General features: G+C 40.0%; 16 protein-coding genes and 2 tRNA genes. 7 read left to right on the top strand and 11 right to left on the bottom strand.

Annotated elements, in window-relative coordinates:
* The 3 genes from WBM60_RS06290 to folE all read right to left on the bottom strand — a co-directional run.
* The coding region (locus WBM60_RS06290) for a hypothetical protein (RefSeq protein WP_424282866.1) at positions 1-434 on the bottom strand (434 nt) is incomplete at its 3' end.
* Between the two features lie 169 nt (positions 435-603).
* The gene (locus WBM60_RS06285) at positions 604-1,065 is read right to left on the bottom strand and encodes a hypothetical protein (protein ID WP_424259311.1); all 462 of its coding nucleotides are present in this window, start codon (positions 1,063-1,065) and stop codon (positions 604-606) included.
* A gap of 278 nt (positions 1,066-1,343) precedes the next feature.
* Positions 1,344-2,048: a GTP cyclohydrolase I FolE gene (folE, locus tag WBM60_RS06280; protein WP_424259310.1), complete on the bottom strand. Its 705-nt coding sequence runs from the start codon at positions 2,046-2,048 to the stop codon at positions 1,344-1,346.
* 391 nt (positions 2,049-2,439) lie between these two features.
* Between folE and WBM60_RS06275 the strand changes: the two genes are divergently transcribed.
* Complete coding sequence (locus WBM60_RS06275; protein ID WP_424279054.1) at positions 2,440-2,544, top strand: Lacal_2735 family protein; 105 nt, start codon at positions 2,440-2,442, stop codon at positions 2,542-2,544.
* A gap of 392 nt (positions 2,545-2,936) precedes the next feature.
* On the opposite strand, the gene WBM60_RS06270 is transcribed toward WBM60_RS06275, so the two are convergent.
* Both WBM60_RS06270 and WBM60_RS06265 read right to left on the bottom strand, forming a co-directional pair.
* Positions 2,937-4,049 (bottom strand): glycoside hydrolase family 88/105 protein, encoded by a 1,113-nt coding sequence (locus WBM60_RS06270; RefSeq protein ID WP_424278146.1) that lies wholly within the window; start codon positions 4,047-4,049, stop codon positions 2,937-2,939.
* A complete protein-coding gene (locus WBM60_RS06265; RefSeq protein WP_424282865.1) occupies positions 4,046-4,906 on the bottom strand; it encodes an alpha/beta hydrolase in 861 nt (286 codons plus the stop codon). Before WBM60_RS06265 ends, WBM60_RS06270 begins: the two co-directional genes overlap by 4 nt.
* 379 nt (positions 4,907-5,285) lie before the next feature.
* Here WBM60_RS06265 and WBM60_RS06260 point away from each other — a divergent pair, with 379 nt between their 5' ends.
* Together WBM60_RS06260 and glk are read left to right on the top strand one after the other, a co-directional pair.
* The gene (locus tag WBM60_RS06260; protein ID WP_424262408.1) at positions 5,286-5,903 is read left to right on the top strand and encodes a hypothetical protein; all 618 of its coding nucleotides are present in this window, start codon (positions 5,286-5,288) and stop codon (positions 5,901-5,903) included.
* 353 nt (positions 5,904-6,256) lie between these two features.
* Positions 6,257-7,333, top strand: a complete 1,077-nt coding sequence (glk, locus tag WBM60_RS06255) for a glucokinase (protein ID WP_424262410.1) — start codon at positions 6,257-6,259, stop codon at positions 7,331-7,333.
* 141 nt (positions 7,334-7,474) lie between these two features.
* On the opposite strand, the gene WBM60_RS06250 is transcribed toward glk, so the two are convergent.
* Positions 7,475-8,035 carry a hypothetical protein gene (locus WBM60_RS06250; RefSeq protein WP_424282864.1) on the bottom strand — a complete coding sequence of 187 codons (561 nt, stop codon included), beginning with the start codon at positions 8,033-8,035 and terminating at the stop codon, positions 7,475-7,477.
* Between the two features lie 402 nt (positions 8,036-8,437).
* Positions 8,438-10,567 (bottom strand): glycoside hydrolase family 97 protein, encoded by a 2,130-nt coding sequence (locus WBM60_RS06245; protein WP_424262414.1) that lies wholly within the window; start codon positions 10,565-10,567, stop codon positions 8,438-8,440.
* Between the two features lie 196 nt (positions 10,568-10,763).
* Between WBM60_RS06245 and ggt the strand changes: the two genes are divergently transcribed.
* The 3 genes from ggt to dapB are packed head-to-tail and all read left to right on the top strand — an operon-like array spanning position 10,764 to position 15,539.
* Positions 10,764-12,461: a gamma-glutamyltransferase gene (gene ggt, locus WBM60_RS06240; protein WP_424276834.1), complete on the top strand. Its 1,698-nt coding sequence runs from the start codon at positions 10,764-10,766 to the stop codon at positions 12,459-12,461.
* A gap of 34 nt (positions 12,462-12,495) precedes the next feature.
* Entirely contained in the window at positions 12,496-14,775 is a 2,280-nt protein-coding gene (locus tag WBM60_RS06235; protein ID WP_424278247.1) for an aminotransferase class III-fold pyridoxal phosphate-dependent enzyme, read from the top strand.
* On the top strand, positions 14,772-15,539 hold the full coding sequence (gene dapB, locus WBM60_RS06230) for a 4-hydroxy-tetrahydrodipicolinate reductase (RefSeq protein ID WP_424262419.1): 768 nt from the start codon (positions 14,772-14,774) through the stop codon (positions 15,537-15,539). The genes WBM60_RS06235 and dapB overlap by 4 nt, the downstream gene beginning before the upstream one ends.
* A 14-nt stretch (positions 15,540-15,553) precedes the next feature.
* On the opposite strand, the gene WBM60_RS06225 is transcribed toward dapB, so the two are convergent.
* The 4 genes from WBM60_RS06225 to mutS all read right to left on the bottom strand — a co-directional run bounded on the left by WBM60_RS06225 (position 15,554) and on the right by mutS (position 19,921).
* Positions 15,554-16,390, bottom strand: coding sequence for a hypothetical protein (locus WBM60_RS06225; protein ID WP_424262421.1), 837 nt, complete (start codon positions 16,388-16,390; stop codon positions 15,554-15,556).
* A gap of 460 nt (positions 16,391-16,850) precedes the next feature.
* Positions 16,851-16,934: transfer RNA gene (locus tag WBM60_RS06220), tRNA-Leu, on the bottom strand.
* Between the two features lie 55 nt (positions 16,935-16,989).
* Positions 16,990-17,062: transfer RNA gene (locus WBM60_RS06215), tRNA-Gly, on the bottom strand.
* 276 nt (positions 17,063-17,338) lie between these two features.
* The gene (gene mutS, locus WBM60_RS06210; protein ID WP_424262427.1) at positions 17,339-19,921 is read right to left on the bottom strand and encodes a DNA mismatch repair protein MutS; all 2,583 of its coding nucleotides are present in this window, start codon (positions 19,919-19,921) and stop codon (positions 17,339-17,341) included.
* A gap of 233 nt (positions 19,922-20,154) precedes the next feature.
* Here mutS and WBM60_RS06205 point away from each other — a divergent pair, with 233 nt between their 5' ends.
* On the top strand, positions 20,155-20,697 hold the full coding sequence (locus tag WBM60_RS06205) for an RNA methyltransferase (RefSeq protein WP_424276858.1): 543 nt from the start codon (positions 20,155-20,157) through the stop codon (positions 20,695-20,697).
* Positions 20,698-20,889 lie beyond the last annotated feature (192 nt).

Raw genomic sequence — 20,889 nt, 5'->3', positions numbered from 1 at the left:
TCTTTATCCACAACTGCTATATCATGTTCTTTTTCTGGTCTGTAAAGATTGAAATTAAGATGATCAACAACTATTTTCTTAACATCTATTTGTTTTTTGGTAAAATAACTAAGGAAAGTCCAACCGGAAAAAGTAACTTTCGAAACTGATATGGCTTTTAAAGCGCGTTCTTCTGTAGCACCATTTACTAAGCTGTCAAGAAATTCCTCCTTAGGATTGATATTTAAGCCTTCAATACTAATCTGACCTAGAAAAATATTTATGTCAAAATCTTCTACAGTAAGGATGTAATTTTTTTCCTCATTAATTTTAGTAATTTCCAGGTTGAGGTAACGGCCGGCAATAGATTCAAGGATTACATTAGTAAAAACAACCAACAATGCTCCCAAAAAAAGTATGACCAAACCAATACGAAGTGTTCTTTTTTTTGTCATCTACTATAATTGGTATAAAATGTACTAAAAAAATGTATAATTCCTGACAAACTGATTTTATTATTTAGTCAATTTTATGTCTACTTCGTTAATTCTACATAAGGATTAAAAAAAGCTTGTTAGAATTTAACAAGCTTTTTTACAGTGTAAGTATTTTAACGAAAGCCGCTCAATCAACTTTTTTAAATCCTCCTTCTTTGAAACGAAATCTTGCCATAATTCCCCAATTATTGGTATAAAAATCAAAATCGTTGGTAACCGCAAAACCAGGTCTCCAGTCAAATCCGATGGTCAAGGGAAATTTAAAGGAATACTCTACTCCGAAATTTCCGGCAATATTAAAATCAAAATCGTTTTCGAAGAAAAATTCAGGACCGACACCGGGGTAGAATTTTAGTCCTGATGGTCCGTCAGTAAGCGCAAACATCCAGTCAAAATAAGTGCCTATACCAAAATTTTCCAAATATACAGTAGGGTGAAGTCTTGGTGAGATCCCGAGTGGTATGGTAGCATCTATCCCGGTATTTTCACCAAATCGAACACCGGCTTCAATATTTGTTTGACTATAAGAAGTTGCGCTAAATGCTAAACATAATAGTAGCAAAGCATATATATTTTTTAGCTTTTTCATTGATTTATGTTTTTAGTTAAAAATCCAATTTAATTAGTGTTAAAATTAGTCTAAAAAGGACAATATCTAAAGAAAAATAAGGAAAGTTTGAACTTTTTATACTCTCGGTTTAAGCAGTACATAATGATGCTTTAATTCATATTAACTTAACAGTTCTACATACTTTATTTGAAAGTATTGACATTTTTAAACTGGAAAAAAGATGCTAAATTCATAGAAACATAAAAGGGGCAGACAAGCTGCCTCAAATGTGCAAATTACATTTGAGAACGAGGAAATTAATGGTTGATATAATTCTGTAATTCTGCAATTTTCTCCGGAGAATTAAAAGCTCCTCCGTAAAATGAGGTAACGGTAGCCGATGTATTATCTTTAATCCCTCTCGAGGAAACACATAAATGTTTTGCGTCAATAATTACTGCCACATCCTGGGTATTAAGTGTGGTTTGCAATTCCACTGCTATTTGGTTGGTTAGTCGCTCCTGTACCTGTGGCCTCTTGGCAAAATATTGCACTATACGGTTTAATTTTGAGAGGCCAATGACCTTCCCTGAAGATATATAAGCCACATGTGCTTTGCCAATAATAGGCACAAAATGATGTTCGCAATTGGAGTAGAAGGTAATATCTTTTTCTACCAGCATCTGATTGTACTGGTACTTATTATCAAATAGGGCCACTTTGGGTTTGTTTTGTGGATTTAACCCGGAAAAGATTTCATCTATATACATTTTAGCCACACGTTTGGGAGTACCTCTAAGTGAATCATCACTCAGGTCCAAGCCCATAACATCCATAATTTGAGCAAATAATTGTGCAATACGTTCCTTTTTTGTTTCATCACTGATTGCAAAGGCGTTTGGCTTCATAGGAGTTTCTAATCCGGTGAAGAGGTGATCATCACCTATTTCTTCATGTGTATACCCGTTTAATAATTCTTCTGATTCAATTAGTGTATTTAATAGCATATCCTGATCTTTCATATGGTAGTATTATTAAGTAATTTCATTATCTGTTTTTAAGCAAATTTTTAGTTCTAAACGGGGGATTTATTTTTTAGAAACTCATTTACTTCAGTAAGGGTAAAGATAAAATTAATGTTTAAGAAAGAATGTTAAAGAATAAACAAAAAAATATCTCTAATAGAAGAGGGAGGGAGTAGTGGTAATAGAATATGAGATCTTAACAATAAATTACTGGATTAATAAGTTAGAATGTTTAAAAAAAAAGCATAAAAAATGAACGTTTATTACTTTTGTGCTACTCGTACAACAGTATCAAGGAATTGTTGTTTTTTCAAAAAACCCATGCTATTTTCGGAATCTTTAAAAAAAAACTCAAAAGCAATTACTTCAGGAGAAATATCGAAAATTGATGGAACACGTACATCGCCTGTCAAAATCGAAACGTAAGTTGAGTGATGACAAGGTTTTCGAGGCAGAAGAAGTTATGAAGGAAATAGAGAAGCTATTAGGATAATTTTATGCTTCTTTTATTAATGCTGCCAAATTAATCATATTTAGCTCGCTGAATGTATCACAGAACAAATAGGACCACTATCTTTTTCTTTTTAGCTTTTTAAAAAGGTATTTATTCAATATAAAGATATAATATCATCAACCCTCATCGGTTCAAGATAAATTCGCTTTGAGTTCCTCTGGAGATGTTCTGAAATAAAATTTAAAAGTTAGACCTTCTTTGCTTTTTTATTTCTTTTAGCTTCTTTTTTTTCTTTTGCAGTTAAGAGCGGTTCTTTTTTGACGTTTTTCTTTGAGTCTTTACCTTTTGACATAATTAAAGTTTCTTTTAATTATAAAGTTAGGGATAATTATCAAGCAGAATCAAACTTTATTTTGCGGCTAGGCCGGGTTCTATTTTCCTCCATACAATTTGTATACTTCTGAACCGGCACTTAAAAATGCTCCGGTTCCATATACTTCAGTCTTATCTTCCCAAGCCTTGCCGGGAGCTGCTCCAATGGGTTGGACAAAGCCTAGCATCCCATCTTTTGTTACATAGCTAACCATAGCTTCCCATCCTTTTTTTACTGCTAAGCCATAAGTCTCTCTATCTAAAATTCCCTTGTTTATACCCCACGCCAAACCATAGGTATAAAATGAAGAACCGCTTGTTTCAGGTGTAGGATAAAACTCCTGCCCCAATAAACTCATTGCCCAATGACCTGCCGGTGTTTGAATTTGGAGTATCTTTTTTGCCATTTTTCTATAAATCCCACGGAAATACTTGTACTCCTTACTCTTAGGATTCAACTCATTCATAATATTCGTTAGTCCGGCAAATACCCAGCCATTCCCCCGTGACCAAAATATTTTGGTACCATGGTCCAATTGGCCCATATAGCTTTCGTCCCGGTAATACAAATGCTCTTCTTTATCAAATAAAAAATCAGTGGTGGCTTTATATTCAGCCATCATAAAATCGAGATATTTTTGTTCTCCGGTAATCTTAAAAAGCTTTGCCCATACCGGAGGTGCCATAAACAAGGCATCGCACCAATTCCAGCGATCCTGGTGATACGGGGTATTCCACTTTAATGAAGTTTTTGCGGGGTGAAGCATGATAAAATTGAACTGTTCTTTTGTTGGTTCAATCATATTTGGATCCTGATACTTGCGATATAGTTCAAGATACATCTGACCTACAGTATGATCGTCTGCAAAGTATTTTCGAAAGTGCAATTTCCACTCATATTTTTCCCCGATATCTACAAGCCAATTGTAATACTTTTCATTATCAGCCATTGCGGCCCATTTCACCATTCCAACGTATAAGGCGCCATTGGTCCAATCCAATGGGTGATGGGGTTCTTCAGATCCACTGTATAAATCGGTGAAATGTGCAATCTGCCAATCGGCCACCCGTTCCATGATTTTTTTTACCTCATCGGGTTTTATTTCCTGAGCCTGACACAGGTAGGTCATTGTTAACAAAGTAAGGATTCCAAAAATTTTTAACGGTTTCATTTATCGGTGTTTTTCTTTTCAATAATTCTTTGAACTTCTTTTAGTAATAGTGGAAAAGCAGGTTCGGTCATCCCATGGCCATATCCGTCTAATTCATAGAGTTTGGTCTCTTTATGACCTGCAATTTTCATCATTCGCATTAGGTATGCATTTTCCTCATACCTTCCTAAAAGTTCCAAGTCCCTGTCGCCCGTAATTAGCAATAAGGGTGGTGCATCGGGACGAACATGATAAAGGGGAGCTAAACTGTCAACTACCGGCTGGAATCCGGGTATGCCCCTTTCCTCACGAATGGTAAAATGGGTAATAGCATGCCCGCTAAAAGGAATAAGTCCTGCAATACTATTGGCATCAATACCATGTTTGTTTAACCAGGATTTGTCCAGGCCAATCATACTGGCCAAATATCCTCCCGCCGAGTGACCGGAAACAAAAATCAATGATGGGTCACCACCCAAGCCGTTAATGTTATTAAAAACCCAGCTAACAGCCGCGGCCGCATCATCAATATATAAGGGGGCCTTTACTTTTGGATACAATCGATAATTGACAGCAACTATACAAACTCCTTTCTCCATTAATTGTCCGGGAATATCTTTGTTGCCACCGGTTAATCCGCCTCCATGGAACCAGACTATTGTGGGAAAATCCTTTGCATCCTTCGGGTAATAAATATCTAAAACACAACGCTCATTTCTGTACTCATCGGCCCGGTTAATCGCAGTATTGTAATAAGGAATATTCTGCTTGGTTTCATATTGAATTTCCTGTGAATAAACGGTCAGAACTAATCCGAAAGCTAAAATTGATAATAGCTTTATCCTGTTTTTAATAGCTGTTTTTGCAATATGAAACATTTTACACTTTTATAATAATGATCCTTCTAAGATAAAAAATCTTAGGTGTCTTTAGTATTTTAAATAATTGTAAGATTCAATGTCACGATTTTATCCAAAACGGATATGGAAATCGACCGGACTTTAAATTAACAAGATTTCGACAATGACGAATATTAGATAAATAAATAGACCCATTGGGACAAAAAATTGGAGGTTCCGTCACTTTCTGCTTGGTTTTTACTCAAATTAAAACTAGAATAGCACACTAATGAATATATCTTAATGATAAATGAGTCCTTCTGAGTTGAAATAATTTACGATATTCAGTAGATCTTGGAATATGTTCTATGTGTGTGATCTCTTGCTAAAATTCACGCCAATTTAAAATTACTTTTCAATGAATCTGGTAATTCTTATTTATGTAAACGTTTTAGTAAAAACCTTTTATACTTTGCAAGCCAAGGAGGTTCCAATTGAGCGTTATTTCAATTATGATGGACTTAGTGAATTGGTAACGTTACTACTGCTTTTATGTATTACATTGATTGTTGTAGTTACTCCCTTGTTCTTGCTATTATGCTGGATTTACTATTCTAAGGAATATGTGAAAAAATTCAGGTACCACAAAGATTTAAGCGGGTCTTTAACCAATAATAAACTTTCTTATAATAATGAATTAATAAAATCTTATAAAGTTGCGTATAGCAAAACATATAGCAGGATGTTTGGGTTTGGTTTGAGTATTATAGCCTATGGAATTTCCAGCAATGTCTATATGTTCCTTACATTTAGTGAATTCAAGGATGCCCTGATTAATTATTTTAGTTTTCCATTTAGAGTTTTCAGAAGCTTAAAAATCTTGGAAAGAATTCCCACGAACAGTATACCACTTACTGAAGTGTGGAGTGCTATGCTGATTATTGTAGGCATATCTGCTGCTGTATTTGTCATTGGGTATTTTATTGGTAAAATAATTGTAACCATGCGATTTGGTAAGGAACCACAGGTAGTTTAGTCTTTTCCTATTAAATTAGGAATTCCTCTGCATCACTATATTCTTTCGTAGTTCTATGATTTAACCAGAACATTCAAAAACCCCATTCCGGTTTTCTTTTGCCTTCTCATAACTTTGCTCATAGTATCCGTTTTCTTAGTTAGTTCAACCATGGATAGGACTTATTTTGTAATTGGTTAAACTTTGTACCTGATGACCTATATCATTTTAAAATTCTGACTTCGGGGAGATATTTGTATTTAAACAGGTATTGGCAATAGCTGTCCGGGGAGTCCTGACCAAAAGTGTTACCCGTTCTGAGGATCTTTGATATTTAAGACAAGAGCATTGCGATAACCCTTTAGATCACTACCATGAAAAAGCAGGAAAGTTTTTCGTTACCCTTAACCAATGAGTCCCAAATTCCGCTGGCTTTTTTGGGAAATAAAAATGCAGAAAATACCAGTGGAGTGATTTTAGCCGGGGATATTGGGGCAACCAAAACGAACCTGGCTCTTTTTGAAATTAATAAAGGACAACTTTCCTTGGTTAAAGAGAAAACATTTCACACCAGAGATTACAATGCTTTTACGGATATGGTCCGGTCTTTTCACAGGAATAAGTTGCCTGTCATAAATGGAATCTGTCTGGGTGTAGCCGGTCCGGTAACCAGGGGTAAAGTTAAAGGGACAAATTTTCCGTGGGAAATAGATAGTGAAGAAATTAGCATTGAACTCCGGGTTCATTCGGTCACGCTCATCAATGATATGGAGGCCAATGCCTATGGCCTGATGGCGCTTCCAAATTCAGACTTTGAAATTCTAAAAGAAGGATCTGATATACCAGGGAATGCCGTTATAATTTCCCCGGGCACAGGCCTTGGAGAGGCCGGACTTTATTGGGATGGGGCACAGTATCACCCCTATGCCACCGAAGGGGGGCATTGCGATTTTAGTCCCCGTAACGAGCTGGATTGGGAACTATGGAAATCCCTCCATCAAAAGTATGGGCATGTGAGTTGGGAACGAGTCGTATCCGGCCCAGGTATTTATGGTATCTACCAATTTTTAAGGGGTTACAGGGGAAACGCGGAACCCAAATGGCTTACCGATAAAATCCAACAGGGCGATGCCGCTGCTGTAATAACTGCTGTTGCGCATGAAAAAAGCGACCCGATTTGTATAGAGACCCTGGATTTATTTGTGCGGTACCTGGCTATAGAAGCTGCCCAGTTTGCCTTAAAGACCAAGGCTACGGGAGGGGTTTATTTAGGAGGAGGGATTGTTCCAAAAATACTCAGGATGATAAACCGGGAACTATTTACTGAAAACTTTATTGCGGCCGGACGTATGAATCCCCTGCTTCAACTAATGCCGGTACGGGTAGTTTTAAATGATAAAACCCCTCTCCTGGGAGCGGCTTACTATGGGGCTATGGCACTTATGAACTAGTGGAATGGTGTATTATGGATTGCCTTTGGATTTGCATATCTGTACACGAGACGGGGCTAAGCTGATGCGAGTCCCGGTTTGTACATCTTGAAAAAGAAGAAACCAGCGCATAGTACTGGTTTTTTGAATAGGATAAAAGAATCAGTATATGATCCAGCCAGTAGAGGTATGGGATTCATGACCCGTCAGCAAGTTAACGACCATATCATGATAATCGAACCTTCCTGTTGCATTCACGAACCTACCAGTACCGCCCGGTACTATATTGGAACCTCCGGTAATTGTAGCAATTGGGTCATTAGGATCAGTGGGAAAAGTAATTGTAATTTCTCCTTCGGTCTTTAATATGTCTCCGTTTGCCGCGTAGGTGGTATCATCTGAGGTGATTGTTAAAGTGCCATCGGTATTATAGGTACATGATGTATTAATGGTGGTGCCATGAACTTTACCAAGATGGCTCGTGGTACTATAGAAAACAGCTCTCCCGCCAGCAGGTGGGAAGTCACTAGGTGTACAGGTAAGTGGTGGAAGGTCTGTTCTAGGATCACTTTCAAGGGAATTCTTAATTGGTACGGCATGCTTTTTACCTTTGGCGCTGGTAGCGGTCAAATCTTCTGTGGTACCGTCTGTAACGCTTTCCTGGGTACAGGATAGGGCCAGTAAAAGAACGGTGGTAAGTGCTAATTTAAAAATTGTTTTCATAATTAATTGTTTTGGTGTTAGATGAATAATAGGATGCGTAAGCAATAAAGGGGGATAATATATCCGTCTTCTTTTAAAGATGGATTGGGAAAGAAATTTTACTAGGACCAAAAAACTGAAGTGAACGCCGGTACTTTTATAAAATCCCTTTGTGCTATATTAACGATAAAGAAAAAGTGTAGGTGAAATAGTTTTAAAGGACCAATGGCTCCTTTAAATGTCCCAGGGTTTATTTTTTATGTCCCAATGAACTATATTCTTAAAAATAGTTGGTATAATGGCCTCTTAATCAAGCAAAAAATGGAATGGCAGACAAAGGAAGATGCACCAATGCACTCTATTTTCAGGCGAAAAAGTTTAAATAGTCAACCAATTTAGTCAACAGCCTGGGCCATCACCGTATTATTCAACAGGCATCAAACTTATGGCCGCCCCACCTCCCGGTGCCAGTTGGAGTTTTAGTGTAGTTGTATGATCTACCTCTTTCTCCTCAATGGAAATGTCCAGGGGATTATCGTTCCAGTGCGCATTTTCCCCATCGGTGTACAAAATGGCTTTATACTTCTGAGATGGCGCTAAAAAATCCAGATTGATGGATACTTCACGCGCATTTTCATCGGTAATGGATCCGATAAACCAATTTTCGGTTCCCCTTTCCTGCCGGGCTATGGTTGCAAAGTCGCCTATTTCCCCATCAAGTACCTTGCTCTGTTCCCAGTCCACGCCTACATCCCGTATGAATTGAAAGGCAGCCTGCCCTTCATAATTTTCAGGGAGATCTGCAGCCATTTGTACAGGGCCATAGATAACCACATACAAGGCAAGCTGTTGTGCAAGGGTGGTGTTTATTTGATTATCCGCTTTATCCGGCGCCAGTTTTATTTTAAAAATACCGGGCGTAAAGTCTATAGGTCCGGCGAGCATTCGTGTAAAGGCCACAATAGGCAAATGTTCAGGTGGATTCCCGCCATCTGTTGCCCAGGCATTAAATTCCTGGCCCCGCAAACCTTCCCGCGCAATGGCATTGGGGTAGGTTCTCCGTATCCCGGTAGCTTTGATGGGCTCATGTGCATTGATGGCCACCTTGTGTTCTGCCCCTTTTAACAGGGCCCTTCTGTAATGGTTCACCATCCATTGCCCGTGGTGGTATTCCCCTTTCGGGATCAGTTTACCCACATAGCCAGTTTTAACGGCGTGAATTCCTAAGGACTCCATCAATTCATAGGCCGCATCCATTTGCTGATCATAGGTTCTTGGTGCTGCAGAGGTTTCATTGTGCATGATCAGATCTACTCCCTTTTCTTTTCCGTACCGCACAACCTCTTCAAGGTCATAGTCCGGATATGGGGTAACAAAATCAAAAACACCCTCTCTGTCTTCAAACCCTATCCAATGTTCCCATCCCGTATTCCAGCCTTCTACCAATACTCCTTTAAGCCCGTTTGCGGCAGCAAAATCAATATATCTTTTGGCATTTTCCGTTGTTGCACCATGATTACCTGTGGGCTTTGCATTGGAAAGATTCTCCCAGCTGTTCATATCCTGGGTGCCTGCATAGTCCCATGTACTCCTGCCAAGGTGCATCTCCCACCAGATGCCCACATACTTCATGGGTTTTATCCAGGAAACATCGCCCAATGCATTTGGTTCATTCAGGTTTACAATCAATTTTGACTCAATGAGGTCACCTGCTCTGTCGGCAATTTGAATGGTGCGCCAGGGGGTACTGAAAGGGGTTTCCCTTTTTACTTTGTATCCGGTAATGTCTGACCCTACCAGCTCACTTTGCATGGAAAGGTTGAGGGTGTCCACTTTTAACGTCATTCCTGCATAATCTGTAAGATTGGCTTCATGAAAACTCAGGTATAAGCCATTTTCCGTTTTCATGGTTACGGGTGTATTCACCGCATTTTCAGGAATGTAGGTGGCTGCCAGATCGGGATGATTCCGTTTACTGGTTGCATCAATCTTATTGAATGGCGTGGTACTGTAAAGTTGTTCATAAATGTCCCAATCTCCGGGTATCCACCAAACCATAGGATTGCCGGTAAGCTGAAACTGCGTATTTTCATCCATAATGATGACTTCTGAGAGCGCCTCTTGCTTTGGGAAATGATACCGGAAGCCGATACCATCATCATAGACTTTGAAAATCACATCAAATTTTCTTTTGGGCGCCACCTTTTCTTCCAGATGTATGGTCACCTCGTTATAATTGTTGACCACCTGGCGCTGCTCACCCCAGGGCATTTCCCAGATTTCATTTTGAGAAGCACTTTCAGCACTTACTATCTTAAGTCCTTTGGCCAGGGCGGGCTGGTCTTTTAAATCAAAACTTAAATAAGAGGTATCAATTACGACCTCACCATTGTGAAGAACCTGATAATACATGCTGCCCTGGTCGTCCAAAACTATCTGAACTTCATTGTTGTCTGAGGGTGATGTTACTGATATTAATGTTGTTGATTGTTGGCATCCATAAATGGTTGCCAGTAAAAGCAGTAAGCTTACGAAGGTGATTTTTCTGGTCATACCGCAAGATAATATTTTATAGTTTCCGATCAAAGTACCCTAATTTCCTTTTAAGGCAAATATAGAAGTTGAATTGCTAGGGGCCTTTGCATTTAACTTCCGGCTTTTATAAACAAGGATTTCATGAATATTTCATGGTATTCTCCTTGTATCCACTAACTTTTTTCCTAGTTTAGGGTGTTTAAAACTGATTCCTATGACAAAGCTTTTCTCACTATTTTTATTGGTATTCCTTAACAGCAATATTTGGGCACAGGACCGACTCACGGGGGAAACCTTCACAACCCGGTCTGAAATCCTGGCCCGCAATGGCATGGCAGCCACGAGTCAGCCCTTAGCCACCCAGGTTGCTCTGGATATTCTTAAAAAAGGCGGGAGTGCCATGGATGCCGCAATTGCGGCGAATGCAATGCTTGGTTTGGTAGAGCCTGCCAGTTGCGGAATTGGTGGCGACATCTTTGCCATTATCTGGGATGCAAAAGAAGAAAAGCTCTATGGCTTTAACGGCAGCGGCCGGGCACCAAAATCCCTCTCGATCGAATACTTTATGGATCGAGGAATTAAATATGTTCCCCTACATGGACCCCTTCCGGTATCTGTGCCGGGTTGTGTAGACGGCTGGTTTGCCTTACATCAGAAATTTGGAAAATTACCTATAAAAGAATTATTACAACCAGCTATTAACTATGGCCGGGAAGGTTTCCCGGTATCGGAAGTCATTGCCTATGAAATGGACTACGGTTCTGAAGGTATGGAAGACTTCCCGGGATTTGCCGCCACCTATTTGCCTAATGGTCGGCCACCCAAAAAGGGTGAGGTTTTTAAAAACCCGGACCTCTCCAATACCTATGAAATGATTGCCAAAGGTGGGAGGGATACTTTTTACAAAGGAGCCATTGCCCGTACTATTGATGCCTATATGAAAAAACACGGTGGCTTCCTTTCATATGAAGACCTGGCCAGCCACTCCTCAAATTGGGTGGAGCCGGTGAGCATAAATTACCGGGGTTACGATATCTGGGAACTGCCCCCAAACGGGCAAGGCACCGCGGCCTTGCAGATGCTGAATATTTTGGAAGGCTATAATATAGCCTCCATGGGTTTTGGAAGTACCGAATACCTGCATGTGCTTACAGAGGCTAAAAAGCTGGCCTTTGAAGACCGGGCGAAATTCTATGCGGACCCCGACTTTAATAAAATCCCTTTAGACCAACTTTTGTCTAAGGAGTACGCTGCCCGGAGACGTGCATTAATCAATCCTGATAAAGCAGCAAGTACTTACCCGGCAGGTGACCTTGAGATCGAGACCGGGAATACTACCTATTTAACGGTGGCCGATAAGGACGGGAACATGGTGTCGCTCATCCAGAGTATCTATTCGGAGTTTGCCTCCGGGATGGTGCCTGACGGGCTGGGTTTTGTCTTGCAGAACCGCGGACAGATGTTTAATGTACAGGATAAGAACCATGCCAATGCTCTGGAACCGTGGAAGCGGCCCTTCCATACCATAATTCCCGCCTTTATTACAAAGGATGGAAAACCCTTTTTAAGCTTCGGGCTCATGGGCGGAGCGGTGCAACCCCAGGGGCATACTCAAATAGTAGTGAATCTGATCGACTTTGGGATGAACCTTCAGGAAGCCGGGGATGCCCCGCGGATGAGGCATCAGGGGAGCTCTCAGCCTACCGGCTCGGTAATGACCAATGGGGGTACCCTGAATCTGGAGAGTGGTATTGATTACAAGACTATCCGTGAATTGCGCAAAAAAGGGCATCGCATCTCCTATGCTGTTGGGATTTATGGTGGCTATCAGGCCATTGGGGTAGATTTGGAAAACAAGGTCTATACCGGGGCTTCGGAATCCCGTAAGGACGGGCAGGCAGCAGGTTACTAAGTTCGGTAAACAAATAAATACATTTCAAGCTTCCATGAAGAGCATCCTACATGAACAATTTGGAATTAATGCCACAGAAGTCAAAAGACTAAGCGGATTAGACAATGCCAACTACCTTGTTGAAACCAAATCCGAACATTATATTTTCAAAACATATCCCTATACGCAGGATACACTTACTCTTGTTGAAGCCGAAAATGAAGCGCTTTTATTCCTGCAGAATGAGGGACAGAAAGGTACGCAAACGCCTATTCCATCTAAGAACCAAAACTATTCCGCTTTAGTACTAATAGATGGGCGGGAATGTATCTGTAGAATGTTATCCTATCTGGATGGGGAGTTTCTGGGTGGTGTTCCTCATACGAAAGAATTGATTCAATCACTTGGGAGATTTCTGGCCCGATTAGACCTGAATCTTCAAAATTTTGTGAATTACAGGATAGAAGCCAGGAAACTCAAATGGGACATTCTGCACCTGGATATGAGCAAACAATACCTTGAACACATTCCGGATAAAAAAGACAGAAGCATTGTTTACTATTATTTTAAGCAATATGAGGAAAATGTAGTGCCTTTTCTCCCGGAGTTAAGAACATCCATAATTCACAACGACGCCAATGAATGGAATGTCCTCGTTGCCGGGGAGGAAGTTTCGGGAATTATAGATTTTGGTGATATGGCACATACATTACTGATTAATGAATTAGCTATTGCCATTACCTATTCGTGCTATGACAAAGAAAATCCATTGGAATGGGCTTCAATACTTATAAGATCCTATCATGAAATACTAGCTGTTCAGGAGAAAGAACTGGAAGTGCTTTACTACCTCATAGCAGCCAGACTTTGTATAAGTGTCTGTAATTCTGCCTGTGCAAGAGATGAAAATGGTGATAATGAATACGCCTTTGTAAGCGAAAAATATGCCTGGCAGATGCTATATCGCTGGTTGGCGATAAACCCGATTGCAGCGGAAACAAGTTTTCGCAGGGCAGCGGGTTTTCCTGCTAAAAAGCCATTACCCGTTGAAAAGATGCTGTCAAAAAGATATGAGCATATGAGTTCCATACTTTCGGTAAGTTATGACAACCCTATTTACATGAAAGGGGCTGCATTTCAATACATGTATGATGCCTACGGGAATACCTTTTTGGATGCTTACAATAACATTCCACATGTAGGGCATACCCATCCTAAAGTAGTGGAGGCGGGACAACGGCAGATGGCAAAACTGAATACGAACACGAGGTATCTTTACGATTCCTTAAATGAATATGCCGAAAAGCTATTGGCAAAATTTCCCGACTCGTTAAACAAAGTGTTTTTTGTGAACTCCGGAAGTGCGGCTACAGATCTGGCACTGCGTATGGCTACTGTCCATACCGGGCACGAAAAAATAATGGTCATGGAACACGGTTATCACGGCAATACCCGGGCCGCTATTGACGTGAGCTACTATAAGTTTAATAATCCGAAAGGAAGTGGAAAAAAAGAGCACATAGTAGTAGCGCCTATTCCTGATACTTATAGGGGTAGGTATACGAATGATAATGGCAGTGCCGGAAAAAGTTATGCGGAAGAAGCCATTAACCTTATTGAAAATTCGGAGACACCTATAGGGGCATTTATAAGTGAGCCTGTAATAGGTTGCGGAGGGCAGGTGCCTTTGGCAAAAGGGTATTTAAAACACCTATATCCTGTAATAAGAAAGCAGGGAGGTGTTTGTATAGATGATGAGGTACAAACAGGATTTGGTCGTATGGGGGATCATTTTTGGGGCTATGAAGCTCAGGAAGTTGTTCCGGATATGGTAATTCTTGGAAAACCCATGGCGAACGGCCATCCTATGGGAGCCGTAGTTTGTACTTCAGATATTGCTGCATCTTTTGAAAAAGGAGTGGAGTTCTTTAGTTCATTTGGTGGTAATCCTGTGTCGTGTGCTATTGCTTTGTCGGTTCTTGAAGTTATTGAAGAAGAAAATTTACAGGAAAATGCTAAAATTGTTGGGGAATATTATAAATCATTATTCGCAGCGCTTCAAAAAAAGTATCCTTGCGTTGGGGATGTGAGAGGCTCCGGCTTATATCTTGGGGTTGAAATTGTTAAGGATAATAGCATGGATCCGGATACAGAGCTAGCACAGCACATTAAGAATGAATTGCGAAACAGATATATCCTTATTAGTACAGATGGTCCGTATGACAGTGTTTTGAAAACAAAACCTCCTTTATGTTTTTCTAAAGAAGACGCATTTATTACTGTGGAGCAAATAGATAAGGTATTGAATACACATTATAAAACAAAGGTATTATGAAAGTAGCAGTTTCGGGGGCATTGGGCCGATTGGGCAGTGCAATAGCACATGGTATTTCAAACACAAACGAACTTCAGCTTAGCGGAGCTTATGCGCCGGGTCATGCCGGTAAAACTGTGGCAGGGGTTGAGGTGGCTGATTCGCATGAAAAAATGGATGCTCAAATCATAGTTGAATGTACACATCCTGGAGTAGTGATGGAAAATCTTAAGAAGTGGCATGCCAAAGGAATGTGCGTTGTAATTGGTACCTCAGGGTTTACAACAGAGCGAATAGAAGAATTAAAATCTTTTTGGGGCGAAGATGATCCCGGTTGTTTGATAGTTCCTAATTTCTCAATAGGAGCAGTACTGATGATGCGTTTTGCCGAAATGGCTTCACCTTATTTTGGTTCGGCCGAAATCATTGAACGGCATGAAGATACTAAACCCGATGCTCCTTCAGGTACGGCATTGGCCACGGCCATGCGAATGGGAAAGCACAGAAGTCCATCAGAACAGAAAGACCGCTCAGAGGTGGTTAAAGGGGCCCTGGGAGGATTGGTTTCGGGGGTTCGCGTTCATTCATTGAGAATGAAAGGCATGTTATCTGATCAGGAAGTTGCATTTAGCAATAAGGGGGAAATGTTCTCCATACATCACAGCAGTACTTCCTATGAGTCTTTTGTCAATGGAGCCTTACTAGCCATTCGTTATGTAAAAACAATAAAAGGGGTGGAAATAGGATTGGATGCTGCTTTAGATTTTGAAGCAAAAAAATTCTAACTAGACAAATTCCTTTATTTCTCTAATGCTTCTACCATAGAGATGTAATCCCGTATTAACTTTTCCCAGTTCACCAGGGGGGTCATGGTATCACGGTGCATGTGTGTGGATAATCCCGGGAGGGGGGAGAAACACACCGAACTGGCCCGAAAACCTAAGCCAAATCGTCCAAAGAGCTTTCTGCTAATCAATCGATCCGCATTGCCCAAAGTGCCTTCTCCTGCTTTCACTGAGGATTTTTTGAACAGGGAGAAATGTTTTTTAATGGCGGAAGATTTTGTTAGAAACGTTAAGGTAATATTGGTCACTTGCCTCCAGTGACAATCGCTTGATACAAGAATTAAAGAATGCTTAAGGTATCTCGGTTTATATCGATCGGGATAGTCCGGAGGAAAAATAAAAAGGTCTTTATCTTTTAAATTTACGAGTGTGGATAAGTTGTTGAGTTTCTTTTTTTGGTTAAAAAGAGAATTTCGTTCATTTAAAAAATGATCAATAATTCTAAAGGCATGGGGAACATGCAAGTAGTCATCTTCACAAAAGTAAATCCACTCATCGTCCGGAATGGTACTTGCGATTTTTAGAGTTTCCCTGAAGGAGGCAGCGTTTCCAAAGTTTCCAAGATGCAATTCAACTTCAAAACGGTTAAAAAAGGTGATCATTTCTTCAGAGAGCTTATCACCCAGAACGATGATCTTAAAATCTACTCCTTTTAAGGATTCAACTAAGCTTAGAAAACAGATTTTTATCAACTGCGCTTTCTCCAAATTAAAAGGTCTGGGGTTCTTGTTAACGGCATTGACAATATAGCAAGCCCTGAAGATGATGTTGTATTTTCTTTTAGAGTGCATGGCTGATTGAATTATAGTAACAGTTACCAGTTTTTATAAAAATAGAGTTTTAGGAGCTATAATTTCGATTTTTTGCTTCGTTTTGCATCAAGGCAAAATGATGAGAAGTAATTATTAAAATTATTGCAACTTGCAGGAGATTTTAACGGCGGGAATTGGGCGGCACAATGCCTCGCGAGTCCCGCCCGAACATTTTGAGAATGGAAAACCAATCATTGTATGATTGTTTTTTGTTTTCGTTCCTTTGAGAAATAAAGAAGAGATTGAATATAATTTCCTATGGCGGGAATTACCTCTCCCGATAGTTATCGGGATCGGTTTGTCCCGCCCGAACGTGTTGAAAATAAAAACCAAGCCGAAAGGCTTGGTTTTTTAGTTACTCACTTCTTTGTCAAAACAAGTTTTACAAATCGTTCACAACCAAAAAACCAGTGCAACTGCACTGGTTTTTATCTATTCGTACTCGAGGCGGGACTTGAACCCGCACGGCCTAATGGCCATTGGATTTTAAGTCCAACGTGTCTACCAATTCCACCACTCGAGCCTAACTACCTTGGTAGCGGCTGCCTAAACACGGGCAGCACGAGGAGCTTTCTTTGAGCGAAAAACGGGATTCGAACCCGCGACCTCCACCTTGGCAAGGTGGCGCTCTACCAACTGAGCTATTTTCGCGTTTTTAGAAAATAGGCTTCAAAAGATCGAGTGCTAATTACTAAGGCAATGTGGCGCTCATCTCCCTCCCGATAGCTATCGGGATATCGGGAAGCTATTTTCGCGTGTTTTAAAGAACGTCGCATCCCAAAAATGGACGCGGACGCAAATTTAATACAATTCTATAAAAAGCAAAGAACTTTTATTTAAAAAGAATCAGGTTAATGACTAATTGGGATGAATTTATTTTAAACCGGAAATTGGAAGTTCAGGAATGGACTTATAAGCACGTTTAAATCAGGAAGAGGCTTTTTTATTTTTGTTGAGCATCCGCTTAATTTCATTAAGCTTCATCAATGCTTCAACTGGGGTTAAAGTATTGATGTCTAAATGCAAAAGTTCTTCCTTAATTCGTTCCAGTAAGGGATCATCCAGGTTAAAAAAACTGAGTTGCATTTCATTTTGTACGGCTTGTAAATTATCGGTGAGTTCCTCACTGCTGTGGGATTTCTCCAGTTTTTTTAAGATCTTTTCGGCTTTGTGGATAACCTGCTGCGGCATCCCTGCCATTTTAGCCACATAGATCCCAAAACTGTGAGCACTTCCCCCCGGAACTAGTTTTCTTAAAAACAACACCGTGTCCTTTAGCTCTTTAACAGCTACATTATAATTCTTTATCCGCTCAAAGGTCGTGGCCATTTCATTCAGTTCATGATAGTGGGTTGCAAATAACGTTTTGGCCCTGGCCGGATGTTCATGCAGGTATTCCGAAATAGCCCACGCTATGGAAATACCGTCATAGGTACTGGTACCCCTGCCAATTTCATCCAGTAGTATCAAACTCCTTTCAGAAAGATTGTTAAGAATGGATGCCGTTTCATTCATTTCCACCATAAAGGTAGATTCACCCAAAGAAATATTATCACTGGCACCAACACGTGTAAAAATCTTGTCAACATAGCCTATCTGGGCTGCTTCGGCAGGGACAAAACTTCCCATCTGCGCAAGCAAAACAATAAGGGCTGTTTGTCTTAATATAGCCGATTTACCACTCATATTTGGCCCGGTTATCATGATAATTTGCTGTGATTCCCTGTTTAAGACTAAATCGTTGGGAATATAGGATTCACCTAAAGGGAGTTGCTTTTCAATAACAGGATGCCGGCCATTTTTAATGGAAATTTCCGTACTGTCATTTAAAGACGGGGCCACATAGTTGTTTTCCATGGCTAATTGCGTAAAACCACAAAGGCAATCCAGCTTGGCAATCTGAGACGCATTTTGTTGTACCGGTGAAATATATTCCTGCAGCCATACAATCAATTGAGCGAACAATTGTTGCTCAAGGTTTAAAATACGTTCTTCAGCCCCTAAGATCTTAGTTTCGTATTCCTTAAGTTCCTCAGTAATATAGCGTTCTGCGTTTACCAGGGTTTGCTTGCGTATCCACTCTTCAGGCACTTTATCCTTGTGGGTATTGCGCACTTCAATATAATATCCAAAAACATTGTTGGAAGCAATTTTCAGAGAAGTAATCCCGGTCCGTTGTGTTTCCCTTTTCAGCATCTGATCCAGATGGTCCTTTCCGGTAAAAGCTAAAGCCTTAAGTTCATCCAGTTCTTCAGAATATCCTTTTGCAATAACATTGCCTTTAAGGATATTCACGGGAGCCTCTTCCTGCAGCAGTGCTTTAATTTTTTCCCGAACCAAATGGCAAGTATCCAGCTGATTTCCTATTTGACTCAGTGATTTATTTTTACTTTGCGTTATTAATTGCTTAATGGGAACAATAGCTTCCAAAGAATTTTTTAGTTGTACCGTTTCCCTGGGGTTCACTTTACCGGTAGCAACTTTGGAAATCAGCCGTTCAAGATCAGCAATATGTTTAATCCCATATTGCAGTTTTTGCAGTGAACCTTCATTTTCAATGAGATAAGATATTACCTCATGCCTGCTTCTAATTTTTTCAATATTTTTAAGGGGAAGTGCCAGCCAGCGCTTTAACATTCTCCCACCCATAGGTGAAATAGTCTTATCAATAACGTCTATAAGAGTAACGGCATTTTCATTGTGTGAATGGTACAATTCCAGGTTTTTTATGGTAAACCGGTCCATCCAAATATATTCCTCTTCCGCAACTCTTTGTATTTTGCTGATATGCTGTAATTGATTGTGCCGTGTATCAGATAGATAATGCATAACGACTCCTGAGGCAATTATGCCATACTGCAGCTGGGCTACTCCAAAACCTTTTAAGGTCGCAGTTTTAAAATGGTTGGTAAGCGTTTCCAGAGCATAATCTTCCTGAAAGATCCAGTCTTCCAGAAAAAAGGTATGGAAGCCTGTACCAAACGCTTCCGTAAAATCTGTCTTATGTGCTTTTGAAACCAGAACTTCATTAGGACTGAAATTTTGCAGCAATTTGTCTATTTGTTCCAGATTGCCTTCTGCAGTGAGGAATTCACCCGTAGAGATGTCTAAAAAAGAAACCCCGTGTATGTTTTTTCCAAAATGAACCGCACAAAGAAAATTATTGGATTTAGCACTTAGGATATCATCATTTAATGCTACTCCGGGGGTAACCAATTCAGTAACCCCGCGTTTAACTATGGTCTTGGTTAATTTAGGATCTTCTAATTGATCGCAAATGGCAACCCGCTGACCGGCCTTAACCAGTTTAGGGAGATAGGTGTTCAGGGAATGGTGCGGAAAACCCGCCAGTTCTGTCTTTTCACCCCCATTATTTCTATGTGTAAGCACAATCCCTAAAATTCCTGCTGCTTTTACGGCATCCTCCCCAAAAGTTTCGTAAAAATCACCAACCCTGAATAGTAGAAGTGCATCAGGATATTTTGTCTTGATGGCATTGTACTGCCTCATCAGAGGCGTTTCTTTCTTTATTTTATTGGAATTGGCCAAAGTAGTTTATTCTCCTATTTTTGTCAACTGGAGCGTAAACGAAAATACTATTTTTTGCAGGGATTGTCACACCTTGTTGATATTTTCGGATAACTTAGTCTAGCTTAGTTTGAAGAAAAGCTTACTGGATAGATTTAACTCCTCAAAACCATATATTAAAATAAAAATCTGCATTACGTAATCTCAGTCAGTTTATGCGAAAACTAAAAAACAGTGAATTAGACCGCTTGGATATTTATCAGTTCAAAAGCGCTTCAAAAATACCCCTGGTTCTTGTTTTGGACAACATCAGGAGTTTAAACAATATTGGCTCTGTCTTCAGAACCGCAGATGCCTTCCGGATTGAAAAGATTTATTTATGTGGTATAACTGCTGCTCCTCCACACAAGGATATTCACAAAACAGCTTTGGGAGCTACTGAGAGTGTGGCCTGGGAGTATAAAAAGAACACTGTAGATTTAATTGCGGAACTTCAGAAAGACTATATGTGCCTGGCGGTAGAACAAACAGAAAATGCCACTCCGCTAAATCACTTTATTCCTGAAACTTCAACCAAATACGCGCTGGTTTTTGGTAATGAAGTAAAAGGGGTTTCACAGGAAGTAGTGGATAGCTGTCAGGGTGTTTTAGAAATACCTCAGTTTGGAACTAAGCATTCTTTAAATATAGCGGTAAGTGCCGGCGTAGTTGTATGGGACCTTTGGTCCAAACTTCAACTTCTTTCAAAAAAGAAATAAATTTCATTGGGTATTTCGGCTTGTAACTGCCTGAAAATAAAAACCCTGACAAAAATGTCAGGGTTTTGGATATATAGTTTGAGTTAGTTAGTTTCTCAAAAATTGTGGTGCAATAAAGTAATTCCTTTTCAACTATGCAAGAAAATTGCCAAATATGTGTTAAAAAATTATTGCCTTCTACTTAAAAATCGG

It is taken from the genome of Eudoraea sp. (assembly GCF_049669105.1).
Classification (GTDB): Bacteria; Bacteroidota; Bacteroidia; order Flavobacteriales; family Flavobacteriaceae; genus Eudoraea.
This window is presented reverse-complemented; position numbering and strand designations above follow the sequence as displayed.

Coding starts and splice junctions, on each gene's coding strand:
- WBM60_RS06285 (WP_424259311.1), bottom strand. CDS start 1,065: ATGAAAAAGCTAAAAAATATATATGCTTTGCTACTATTATGTTTAGCA.
- folE (WP_424259310.1), bottom strand. CDS start 2,048: ATGAAAGATCAGGATATGCTATTAAATACACTAATTGAATCAGAAGAA.
- WBM60_RS06275 (WP_424279054.1), top strand. CDS start 2,440: ATGGAACACGTACATCGCCTGTCAAAATCGAAACGTAAGTTGAGTGAT.
- WBM60_RS06270 (WP_424278146.1), bottom strand. CDS start 4,049: ATGAAACCGTTAAAAATTTTTGGAATCCTTACTTTGTTAACAATGACC.
- WBM60_RS06265 (WP_424282865.1), bottom strand. CDS start 4,906: ATGTTTCATATTGCAAAAACAGCTATTAAAAACAGGATAAAGCTATTA.
- WBM60_RS06260 (WP_424262408.1), top strand. CDS start 5,286: ATGAATCTGGTAATTCTTATTTATGTAAACGTTTTAGTAAAAACCTTT.
- glk (WP_424262410.1), top strand. CDS start 6,257: ATGAAAAAGCAGGAAAGTTTTTCGTTACCCTTAACCAATGAGTCCCAA.
- WBM60_RS06250 (WP_424282864.1), bottom strand. CDS start 8,035: ATGAAAACAATTTTTAAATTAGCACTTACCACCGTTCTTTTACTGGCC.
- WBM60_RS06245 (WP_424262414.1), bottom strand. CDS start 10,567: ATGACCAGAAAAATCACCTTCGTAAGCTTACTGCTTTTACTGGCAACC.
- ggt (WP_424276834.1), top strand. CDS start 10,764: ATGACAAAGCTTTTCTCACTATTTTTATTGGTATTCCTTAACAGCAAT.
- WBM60_RS06235 (WP_424278247.1), top strand. CDS start 12,496: ATGAAGAGCATCCTACATGAACAATTTGGAATTAATGCCACAGAAGTC.
- dapB (WP_424262419.1), top strand. CDS start 14,772: ATGAAAGTAGCAGTTTCGGGGGCATTGGGCCGATTGGGCAGTGCAATA.
- WBM60_RS06225 (WP_424262421.1), bottom strand. CDS start 16,390: ATGCACTCTAAAAGAAAATACAACATCATCTTCAGGGCTTGCTATATT.
- mutS (WP_424262427.1), bottom strand. CDS start 19,921: ATGAGGCAGTACAATGCCATCAAGACAAAATATCCTGATGCACTTCTA.
- WBM60_RS06205 (WP_424276858.1), top strand. CDS start 20,155: ATGCGAAAACTAAAAAACAGTGAATTAGACCGCTTGGATATTTATCAG.